Raw genomic sequence first — 11,331 nt, 5'->3', positions numbered from 1 at the left:
ATACTTCATAATACACTCCTACTATGATCTATAAACAAGCATCGCGCTGATTATCCCGAAACGCACGGTTCATGTCAATAGGAGCGGTTCCGTCTTCAGGGATTCCGCATTATAAGAAGCTAGAAACTTTTTATCAGTATTTTTGCGCAACTGAGTTTCAGTAGTGGCACGGATGCCATTGTTCAGCAATGACCATCCGTGGACATTGCTGAACTTCGAGTTGTTCATAAACGAAAAACTCGATATTGTATGGAACCACTGACATCCTGTCAGAAGAAACGATGTTTCAGCTGTGCTGAAACTCGCTCTTTCCATCGTACACGGATGTACATTGCTTCTATACCTACACGGCACTCTACAAACACAAGCACTAGGGTGTCTTCTCAAAACTCAGATATAGTCTTTAGCAAATGTCCTGCATTTTTTATCGGCATACTTTATCAGATGAAATTTATTTTCAAACACGTACTACACAAAACTGAAAAAACAAGATAAACTTCTATAAAGCATTGTCAAAGGGGGAAAGGTAGTTATGATGCAACGTATTCCCGAAACAGAACAAAACAATCCTGTTTCATATCAAATCGATACAAAAACGACTGTTGAGATTTTGACGATTATCAATAACGAGGATAAAAAAGTGCCCGATGCTGTTGCTCAGTCGATTCCGCAGCTTACAAAGCTTGTTGACCATGCGGTTTCGATATTTGAAAACAACGGCAGGCTCTTTTATATCGGTGCAGGCACATCGGGCAGAATCGGAGTACTCGATGCATCCGAATGCCCCCCGACATACGGAGTTTCTCCGGAGATGATTCAAGGGCTTATAGCAGGAGGTGATGAGGCTCTCCGGCGCTCTGTGGAAGGAGCCGAAGATGATGATTCGATGGGGATCGAACAGCTCCGCGCTGCCGGATTTTCAGCACAGGATATGCTGATAGGAATTACCGCATCAGGTTCATCTCCCTATGTGCTCGGAGCCATGCGTTATGCCCATTCGATCGGCAGCGTAACCGGTGCGTTGAGCTGCAACAAAGAGTCCTGCACATTTAAGATTGCCGACTATACTGTTTTTTTACCGGTTGGTCCGGAAATTATTACCGGTTCCACAAGAATGAAGGCAGGTACTGCACAGAAACTGGTATTGAATATGATCTCAACTACGGCTATGATTAAATTAGGAAAGGTATATAATAACTTTATGATAGACCTTATGCCGCTCAATACCAAGCTGATAGAACGGTCAAAACGGCTGATCGATGAAATCACCGGCTGCGGAGCGGTAACTGCAGCACAGATATTCGACGCTTCAGGGGGAAAAATACGGACAGCGGTGGTAATGGCAGCGCTCCATGTTACACGGAATGAGGCAGAAAGGTTGCTGCAAAAAGGAAAAAACAATATCAATACTGCATTTAAAATCTATAACGAGGAGGGGCAGTAAATGAGTACACGCTTTTTCGGCATTGACGGCGGCGGGAGCCAATCTCGCCTTGCGGTGTATGATGCAAATGGTACCCGGCTGGCATGGGTTGCGGGAGGTTCCACTAACCGCTATACGGTAGGTTTTGAACCCGCCTGCATGAATATCCGTGCACTCATTCAGAAAATGCAAGAGGCATACGATATTGACGTGCGGGAGTGCATAGCCGGCTGCTTTGCTTCCGCCGGATTGACAGAAAATGCCGAAAAAGATTCTTTCCGCCGGTTTTTTCTCAGTGAAAACATCCGTATGCCGGTTATGCTCTGTAATGATGCATTCGCCGCTCTTACCGGCGGAACCGGTAAAAAAGAAGGGATGATTGTTGTCAGCGGAACTGGCTCTATCGCAGCAGGTATGGATATGCATGGAAACACGGTACGGGCAGGAGGGCTTGGGCACCTTATCAGTGATGAAGGCTCCGGCTTTAAAATTGGGCTGGACGGAATACGCGCTGCAACTGCCGCATGGGAACACCACGGAGCTGCTACTATCCTAACCCCTATGCTGTTTGCTCACTATCAGATCAATACCATACGGGAACTCTTTCCCTTCCTCTATACCCGCTTTGATAAGTCAAAAATTGCGTCCTTTGCCCCAAGCGTGTTCCAAGCAGCGCGGCAGCGGGATGCAACAGCAGCAGCTATTCTGCACACTGCAGCACATGAACTTGCATCCCTCGCCCGCAGTGTCTATGACAGCCTATTCTCGGAAACAGCAGTTGAACTCGTCTTTTCCGGCGGGGTATTAGACAACGAACCGGTTTTTGCACGGCAGCTTGCCGCATATATCACCGACTCTCTTCCGCATGTAAGGCTTATCCGCCGCCGCTTTGATGCTGCTACCGGAGCGTGCATCCTCGCGGGGTTGAACCTCCCCGGTACAAAGTAACCGACTCCCCCAACGCAGCTTGTGAGCATTACCCCGCCGCACGAATACACCTGTTTGACAACAAAGTTATCGAGCAGGTGTATTATCTTCATAATTAAATTCTACTTTACTTTGAATAATAATTTCATCAAGAACTTTATCTAAATATCCATGTTTATCGACTTCATTTAAATACAAAATAAGCATGGGAATGTTTATAACTTCATCAATTGATTTCATATATCGTTCAACAATCACTTCTATCCCATATTGCTGAATTGCATTTTCCCGAATATATTTTAATATATCTTCAACAGATTCATTCGTTTTTATAACAAATTTTACCGGATAATGTTCAAGTTTATCTATGTCAAGAAAATATTTCCTAACATTCAATGTTTCAGTTACTTGATAAAAATTTCCAAGCGGTTTCATAACGAAATCAATACCGCCATCATTCGCATTAGTTCTACCTGTTTTATAAAGTTTCAAATTTTCTTCCTGAAGATTAATTTTATCGTAACCCCAAAAAACTTTTTTGTCCCAATAAAAATATTTTAAAATTGCAAAACTAACTATCTCAAATAATCGTGCATCAACATTTGGTTCAAGTAAACTTGAAATGAAAGAAAAGATTTTTTCTCTCTCTGTTAAATGTAATTTTTGAAGTGTTTCACAAGAAGTGATAAATTTTTCAAAAGCATTTTTCTTTACCTGGATATATTCGTTGATAATATTAATTATAATTTTACTGATGTCATAATATTTACCGGATATTTTAACTTGAAGAAAATTTTTATTTATCCAATATCTATTTGTAGAAACATCTCGAATAATCACAGCTTCTTGTATAACTGGAAAATATTTATGAAATTCTTGATTCAATCTATGATTCAATGCATGATTTTGTAACTTATCGCCAAATGGCAACTCTCTTTGGCGAGTAAATAAATCAGAAAACACTGCCCCTTCATAATCTTTATATTCTTTTCTGTTATCAAAAACAACCTTTATATAATCTTCAACTAAAACATACATTGCATAAAGATTCGCAAAACTACCGCGTGCTTTTGACCCTCGGTTTGCAGATTTTGTTTTAATATTGATATACTCCAATAGTGGAGATGCCTGTAAAACTTCCATTCCATCAATGTTAAGCAAATTTTCGATTTGACAAATAATTATTTTAGTAAAATCATGAACAACCATATTGATTCCTATGCGAATAAAAAAGGCAATGTTTCTTGAGCTTGAGATACTTTTTTTTCATATATTTTTGGTTCACGGGAAATATCTTCACCGTTATATTCAGTCTTATTTAACACTCTACGAAGTCCGATTTTAAAATACTCTTCTGAAATATCGATTCCAATAGATTTACGCCCTAATAAATTTGCAACATACGAAGTTGTAAAAGTTCCAGAAAATGGATCCAAAACAACTTCTCCTTCATTACTGGAAGCCTTAATTATTCTTTCTAATAGAGCCACAGGCTTTTGAGTCGGATGATTTTCATATTCATCCATCCGATATCGAACTCTTGAAAAATTCCATACATTGCCCGGAACTTTTTCAGTATTATACTGAGTCGGTATGGGTTTTCTATAATCTATAAGCTTTCTTTTCGAGCCGGTTTTTGCTTCAATTAAAATATCATCTGCATTAAAACAATATTGTTTTTTATCTTTTACACAAAACAAAATAGGTTCGTACATTGAACCATAATATTTTTTTGCCTGCACGCCGGAGCTATCATAGCTCCAAATTATTCTAGAAAGGATAGTTAATTTCGAACGTATATAAATATCAAAATAAGGCATAAATTGAGTTGAAGTCATAATATACATTGAACCAGTTATTTTTAGTTTATTTATGCATGCATCAATCCATTTATAACACCATGTAAGATATTCTTCATCAGAAGTCCATTTATCTATAGTTGCATCAAATTTTTTTCCAATATTGTATGGCGGATCAATGAATATCAAATCAACAGAATTTTCAGGAATTTGAGAAAGCCCCTCAAATACGTCTGCACATATAATTTGATTATTTCTATCACAATAAGACTTCATATTGTGTGTTATAGCATAAATTTAGATTTTTATAAAGTGGTTCCACTACTGGCTCCCCCAACGCAGTGTGTGAGCATTACTCCGCCGCACGAATACACCTGTTTGACTACAAAGTTATCGAACAGGTGTATTATCTACCGCTATCCTGCAATGCTTCCGCTGGGGTTTTTGTGGGCATTTTCTATTCCCTCGATATGTCCCGTGTGGGTAATCAGTGCATTAAGTGTGCCGATCGTGCGGCTTGTTTCCGCTTCAACATCCCGCGTTTTTGCCACTACATCGGTGAGACTCTGAATACTGTTGAACATCACGGTTAGCTCGGTATTCACATTTTCAGTTGCCTGCGATAAATCGGCAAAACTCTCTGCAATTTTTTGTTTTAATTGATCAGCTTTGGTTTGTTCAGCACGGACATCGCCCGATTGATCTGCTAAAGAACGCATTGCAGTGTTCATCCGCTCTGTTTGCATATCAATTTCCTGCAAGAAAGAGGAAACATCCGCTAATGTTGTTTGGAAATTATTCACTTGCACACTGATATTCTCAAAACTCTTCATCAGGACATCAGATGCGCTGGCAGAATCCCGAATGGTTTGATTTATATGCTTTAAAACTTTACCGGTATTATCCGCCTCATGTGCAGAAATTTCCGCCTTTTTAGTGTCTTTACTTGCGCTAACCATAATAACCCGCCGCACAATCTTGTACACATCCCGCGGATACGCAACTGTCCGGTATAAAAGCCCATTTTTCCGCTAATTAAAAAGCGGGATTCCCGAGTAAAATCTTTGTTCCTCAGATCGAGGACCCCGTTTTGAATAGTCTACGCAAAGAGTGGACACAACCCAGCAAACAGCACAACACCCAGAAGCGTTTTCTTCATAGCATCTCTCCTTTCTCTGTTTTTAAGGAACCGCTATATCATACATCACCGCATTTGCCGCAGATACGGGCAGCAAGCGCTTCCGCTGTAAAGCCCAGGTGTTCGGCAACCTTTTTCGCCGGCCCTGATTCTCCAAAGCGGTCAATCGAGACAATATCCATACGGGGATCGAGTACCCAGCCTTCCCAGCCTTGTTTAACCCCGGCTTCCGCTACTATCGACCGATGGGAAGCGTCTCCCGCGAGCTGCTTCCGGTATGTATCGCTTGCCGTATCCAGCAGTTCTTTCGAGGGCACAGATACAACCCGAACCTGCTGAGGAGCCGCAAGCCCGGCAGCTTCGCACGCCATACTCACCTCCGAACCGGTTGCCAGAACCGTAACATCGGGGGAACCTTCCGTATTCCGTATAATATAAGCGCCGGAATTTTTCATCAGTGTCTTCCAGTCAGGATCAGCCTTTTGCAATACCGGTAGGTTTTGGCGGCTTAATAAAAGACAGGTAGGACGGTCTTTTTGCTCAAGCGCCATCCGCCATGCAACGGCGGTTTCCTCCGCATCAGCAGGACGGAGCACAAGCACATTAGGAATAGCCCGGAGGCTTGCGAGTACCTCAACCGGCTGGTGCGTGGGGCCATCCTCTCCGACAAAGATTGAATCGTGTGTTAAAACATAGATTGAAGGGATCTTCATCAATGCCGCAAGCCGGAGCGCCGGGCGGAGATAGTCTGAGAACACCGCAAAGGTTGCACAGAACGCACGGAAACCGCCATGCAGCTGAATACCGTTGGTAATAGCAGCCATCGCAAACTCTCTAATACCGAAGTGGATATACCGCCCATCCCGAGAATCTGCGGTATACGTCCGCACATCCTGCAGAGCAACCGCATTAGGTCCCTGTAAATCAGCTGAACCGCCGACCAAATTGGGAAATGCTTTTGCAAAGACATTCAATGCAGTCTTTGAAGCAGCCCGCGTTGCAATCTGCTCCCCAACCTTAAAAACGGGGTCGGCAACGCCATCCAATACCTTCCGATCAATACCGCCTCCCTCAAAAAAGCCATCCCATTCTTTACGCAGTGCAGGATGGGCGGCGCTCCATGCAGCAAAACGGGTATTCCAGTCCGCTTCCTGTTTTTCAAAACCTTTTTTCCGGTCGGCAAAATAGGCGTATGCTTCAGGAGCAACAAAGAACTGCTCCGCGGGATTAAGTCCCAAATGCTCCTTTGCCTGTGCAAGTTTTTCCTTTCCAAGCGGAGCGCCGTGAGCTGCCGCAGTTCCTTCCACCGCAGGCGCCCCCTTCCCTATCACCGAGTCCAGCATAATCAGCGACGGACGCGGATCTTTTTTCGCCTGCTCGGTCAGTGTTTCTATATCACTGTAGGAATACATTGATCCGTGCAGTACCTGCCAGCCGTAAGACTCGTACCGCTTTGCAATATCTTCCGTAAAGGCAATATCGGTGGAACCGTCAATCGTTATCTTATTTTGATCATAGTATACAATGAGTTTGCCCAGTTTCAGCGTCCCGGCAAGACTCGATGCTTCGGAAGAAACCCCTTCCATCAAACAGCCTTCGCCGACAAGCGCATAGGTATAGTGGTCAACGATGGTGTAATCCGCAGTGTTGAACCGGGCAGCAAGCATAGATTCCGCCACTGCCATACCGACTGCCGTTGCAATTCCCTGTCCCAGCGGTCCCGTTGTTGCCTCAACCCCTGGAGTCATACCGTATTCAGGATGCCCGGGACAGCGGGAACCAACCTGCCGGAACGAGCGGATGTCATCAAGACTGAGATCATACCCTGATAAGTGCAAAATCGAATATAACAGCATTGATCCGTGTCCGGCAGATAAAATAAACCGGTCGCGGTCTACCCACTGAGGGTTCTGAGGATTATGCCGTAATAGTTTTCCATATAAAACCGCTGCAAGCTCAGCAGCTCCGAGCGGCAAACCGGGATGTCCGGAATTTGCTTTTTCGATTGCGTCAATGGAAAGGCTCCGTATTGAAAGGGCTATAGCATCAAGTTCTTTATTCATCATTCCTCCAAAAGGGGCGGGAATCTCCTCAAAACTCACGAGTTTAGAGGTTCCCGTGTATTTTAAGGCTGGGGGATAAGTTCCAGCAGCTCCGCAATAATTTCATCGGCACTGATATTTTCCGCACTTGCCTCGTACGAAAGCTTTAAACGATGACGCAAAATGGGATAAGCAAGCGCTTTTACATCCTCAGGCAGTACATAGTCACGCCCATTGAGCAATGCCCGCACTTTTGCACAGCGGTACAAGGCAATACTCGCACGGGGAGAAGCTCCAACAGTGATATAGCTCAAGTAACTCCCCCGCGGCAGTTCCGTATGTTTTTCCTCAATGGGGCGGGTAGCTGCAACAAGCGACACCATATAGGTTTGCAGCCCCTCCGTGCAGCGAACCCGGTCTGCCGCCAGACGGAGTATCTGTAACGCCTCTACCGGCAGCACAGGAGCAGCGCCGCTTTGCTCATCTTTTTTCGCCGATGCCGTAATCCCGGCACTTTTCAGCATAATCACCAGCTCATCCGCAGGTTTTGGATAGGGTACAAAAAGCTTAAAGAGAAAACGGTCGAGTTCCGCTTCGGGTAAAGGATAGGTACCTTCTTGCTCAATAGGGTTCTGCGTTGCCAGCACAAAAAAAGGCTGCGACAGGGGGTAGCTGTGCTCACCGATGGTTACCTGCCCTTCTGCCATAGCTTCCAGCAATGCGGACTGCACCTTTGCCGGAGCGCGGTTAATTTCGTCAGCCAATACAACGTGCGCAAAAAGCGGTCCCCGGCGCACTGAAAAACGGCGTGCATTCGGGTCAAAAATAAGGGTGCCGGTAAGATCGGCAGGCAGCAGATCCGGTGTAAACTGAATACGCTTAAACGTCAGCTGAGACAGCTCTGCAAATGTCCGCACCGTCAGTGTTTTAGCAAGTCCGGGCGCACCTTCGAGCAAAACATGACCGCCTGCAATATAGGCAATAAGAATATCATTGATAAGCTGTTCCTGCCCGATTACAGACACAGCCATTTGCTTCTTTAATGCAGCTGCACATTGCAGCGCCTCGCTTTGTGAACCTTCCATATCTTTATAAGTGTATGCGAATTTTTCATTCTGCGCAAGGATTGTTTTAAAGTTTCTCAATTAGTATCTTTTGCAGTTTATTTTTAGAAGTTACTGCACGGACAATAATAAGGATACTGCCATGAATTTCAAAAAATGAACTTTGCAGTCACAAATTTGCTGCCCTTGTACTTCGGCTTTATAGCAATTCCTCAAATCAGCTGCAGTTCTCAGAGAGTTCCGCTGTTTTTGTTTCGAGGAGTCATAAGAATCTTTTTTGCCCCCATAATATAAATGCATACCCCGATAAAGATCAACAATGCTATAATACCGATAATTTTCATAACCAGACCGCCTCTTTTCCCAAGAAAGTAGACAAGCCAAAAGAGCGCAGAAATATTACATATTGCAGCAATTGCATCAAAGGCTGCAAACTTATAAAACGGAAATCCGACGAAACCCGATGTCATCGTGATGATATTCCGAATACCAAATGGAATAAAACGTCCAAACAAAAAGGTTAAAAATCCGTGCCGTTCCAATTGATCGGATATGCGCTGTACTCTCTCTTTATTTATTAGTTTAGAAAAGAATTTTATGCGGATGCATCTGTGGCCTAAAAGCCATCCCCAAAAATATACGAGATAATCGCTCAGGATAGCGCCTGTATAGAGTGCAAGACAAAACGAAGGGATAGACGCGGCTTCTTGCTTACAAAGCAGCGCCGTACTAATCACAATCAAATCTTCTGAAATAGGGAGGTTAAACCCTCCCAAAAATAAACTTATAAAAATAACTAATGGAAAATAGGAAATATAATTGCCTATCCACAGGGTACATGCCTGAAACATTAGCGGAATCTATCACATCTCTGATAATTGTTCAAGTTCGTTCAGCCAAACGGCAGCGCTCATATCACTCGGCATCCTCCATGCGGTACGGGGAGAAAAACTGCCGAATCCTACTGCCGGTCCATCAACAGCACAAGAACGCTTAAACTGCTGAGAGAAGAAGCGACGGTAAAACAGCCTCATGCAGCCGATGATTTGCTGACGCGTATACCGTGGTTTAGTATCTGATATAAAACAGTGTTCTGCAAGTAAAAGTATCTTTGCCGGTGAAAAATCCGTATGCAGGAGGTAATACAGGAAGAAATCATGCAGTTCATAAGGACCGAGGATATCTTCAGTCTTTTGCACAATGGTTTGATCTTGGGCAGGCAGCAATTCGGGACTAATGGGAGTGTCAAGAATATCGCGGACAATACCTTCAGCCTCCGTATACCGCGCTTCATCAGGGAAGAATACAGCAGGATGCGATGCTGCATAACGGATGCAATGCCGCAGAATTGTCTTTGGAATACCGGCATTCACATTGTACATCGACATGTGATCTCCATTATAGGTTTCCCAGCCTAGCGCCGATTCGGAAAGATCTCCGGTACCAACCAGTAAAGCGCCGAGCTGATTAGCCTTATCCATTAAAATTTGGGTGCGTTCCCGCGCTTGTGCGTTTTCATAAACCGTGTTGCAAAGATCAGCAGGATGATCAATATCTGTAAAATGCTGCACAAGAGCCTTTTCTATCGGAATGGTAAGAACAGTACAGCCAAGCAATTCGGCAAGGCGGAGCGCATTTGACTTAGTACGGGCGGTAGTACCAAAGCCCGGCATGGTTATTGCAGTTACAGAAACATTTGAGATTTTCAGCATCCGGGAAGCAAGTACGGCAATAAAGAGTGCTAATGTAGAATCTAAACCGCCGGAAACACCGACAACTGTTTTAGTACAGCCGGTATGATGCATTCGTTTTGCAAGTCCTCTCGCTTGAAGCTCTAACACCTGTGAAAAAAAGACTTCCCGCGCATGTCCGCCCTTTTGAATACTAAGCGGAATAAAGGGACAAGGATTGCGCGGACGGATGAGCAGTACACCGCGTGAAGGGAGCGCCGGTATAGGAATACGGCTGTATCCTGTGCGCGTACGGGCTGCAATAGCTGCTGATTCGCAATCTATATCGGCAAGAGTGATGGCAGATTCATCAGTATAGCCGATAAAACCAGGATTATCTGCCGTTGCAAAAGAAGAAAGCTCAAAGCCACTCCCCGTTGCAAGAAGCTCTCCATTTTCATAGATGCCGCGCTCGCCGGCGCACACGGTATCGGTAGTTGATTCTCCCCAGCCGGCATTGACAAACACATAAGCATTATGTCCGTGCTTTGATTGAGCAGCTGCATGACGGCAGAACTCAGTAAAAGAGCCGGCAAAAGAAGACTTTGCCAACGGCTCTACATACAACGCTGCACCGCACTGATTTCCTACCGTAAACGAAAACTGCCCGCCTTCAAACGCAAAAACCATATCAGCGCCAAAGGGAATAGCAGTATTTTGCAATGCCGGAAAAAGAGTTTCGGTAGTACTGCCGGTATACGAAGAAAACGCAGCATTATCCCTGCCGTCCAGAGGCACAATGCCATAGATAGTCCCCCTGCTGAACACTGCTGCAGCGCTATAGATACTGCCGTCAACATAAACCGGTACACCTACAACACCGGCAATAGGAAGGAGCGCCGTTTGCTTCACAATAAAGGCAAGCTGCTCCTCTGCTGCACGGAGAAGAACCCGCTGCGTAAAAAGGTCTCCGCAGCTCGCCGAAGTCAACGCAAGAGCTGGGAATACCGCAAGATCAGCTCCCAAGTCGGCGCTTTTCTGCAAAAGGCTGATAATATATCCGGCATTCTTGGCACAATCCCCCACTGTACACGGCGGCACAACTGCTGCAAGCCGGTAAAATCCATAATCATGTATTGTCATCTTTCACCTCGGTTAAAACAAATACTGCACGGAATAGTAAACCTATTCGGCAACATAGTTGGAAACCTCTAAAAACATCAAGCCTATCGGCTTGTTCTGTAAGGAAATGATTTATCGTATCTGCT

General features: G+C 44.5%; 9 protein-coding genes. 2 read left to right on the top strand and 7 right to left on the bottom strand.

Translation table 11 applies throughout. The features are described from left to right. The first annotated feature begins 532 nt into the window (after positions 1-532). Together murQ and ACTTJ8_RS05780 are read left to right on the top strand one after the other, a co-directional pair. Positions 533-1,444 carry an N-acetylmuramic acid 6-phosphate etherase gene (gene murQ, locus ACTTJ8_RS05785; protein WP_487248074.1) on the top strand — a complete coding sequence of 304 codons (912 nt, stop codon included), beginning with the start codon at positions 533-535 and terminating at the stop codon, positions 1,442-1,444. Further along, on the top strand, positions 1,445-2,371 hold the full coding sequence (locus ACTTJ8_RS05780; protein WP_442720589.1) for an N-acetylglucosamine kinase: 927 nt from the start codon (positions 1,445-1,447) through the stop codon (positions 2,369-2,371). It abuts the gene before it with no gap. Positions 2,372-2,437: 66 nt separating this feature from the next. On the opposite strand, the gene ACTTJ8_RS05775 is transcribed toward ACTTJ8_RS05780, so the two are convergent. The 7 genes from ACTTJ8_RS05775 to ACTTJ8_RS05745 form a co-directional block, all read right to left on the bottom strand. After that, positions 2,438-3,559 carry a hypothetical protein gene (locus ACTTJ8_RS05775; protein WP_442720588.1) on the bottom strand — a complete coding sequence of 374 codons (1,122 nt, stop codon included), beginning with the start codon at positions 3,557-3,559 and terminating at the stop codon, positions 2,438-2,440. An 8-nt stretch (positions 3,560-3,567) separates the two neighbouring features. Further along, entirely contained in the window at positions 3,568-4,425 is an 858-nt protein-coding gene (yhdJ, locus tag ACTTJ8_RS05770; RefSeq protein ID WP_442720587.1) for an adenine-specific DNA-methyltransferase, read from the bottom strand. 140 nt (positions 4,426-4,565) lie between these two features. Continuing rightward, positions 4,566-5,108, bottom strand: coding sequence for a hypothetical protein (locus tag ACTTJ8_RS05765; RefSeq protein WP_442720586.1), 543 nt, complete (start codon positions 5,106-5,108; stop codon positions 4,566-4,568). 238 nt (positions 5,109-5,346) lie between these two features. Further along, on the bottom strand, positions 5,347-7,350 hold the full coding sequence (gene tkt, locus ACTTJ8_RS05760; protein WP_442720590.1) for a transketolase: 2,004 nt from the start codon (positions 7,348-7,350) through the stop codon (positions 5,347-5,349). 62 nt (positions 7,351-7,412) lie between these two features. Then, positions 7,413-8,414, bottom strand: a complete 1,002-nt coding sequence (locus ACTTJ8_RS05755) for an AAA family ATPase (RefSeq protein WP_442715985.1) — start codon at positions 8,412-8,414, stop codon at positions 7,413-7,415. 209 nt (positions 8,415-8,623) lie between these two features. Then, positions 8,624-9,244 (bottom strand): DedA family protein, encoded by a 621-nt coding sequence (locus tag ACTTJ8_RS05750; protein WP_442720585.1) that lies wholly within the window; start codon positions 9,242-9,244, stop codon positions 8,624-8,626. Positions 9,245-9,256: 12 nt separating this feature from the next. Beyond that, complete coding sequence (locus ACTTJ8_RS05745; RefSeq protein ID WP_442715961.1) at positions 9,257-11,206, bottom strand: NAD(+) synthase; 1,950 nt, start codon at positions 11,204-11,206, stop codon at positions 9,257-9,259. Positions 11,207-11,331: the final 125 nt, after the last annotated feature.

Origin of the sequence: Treponema sp. (assembly GCF_052169735.1) — a bacterium.
Taxonomy (GTDB): domain Bacteria; phylum Spirochaetota; class Spirochaetia; order Treponematales; family Treponemataceae; genus Treponema.
This window is presented reverse-complemented; position numbering and strand designations above follow the sequence as displayed.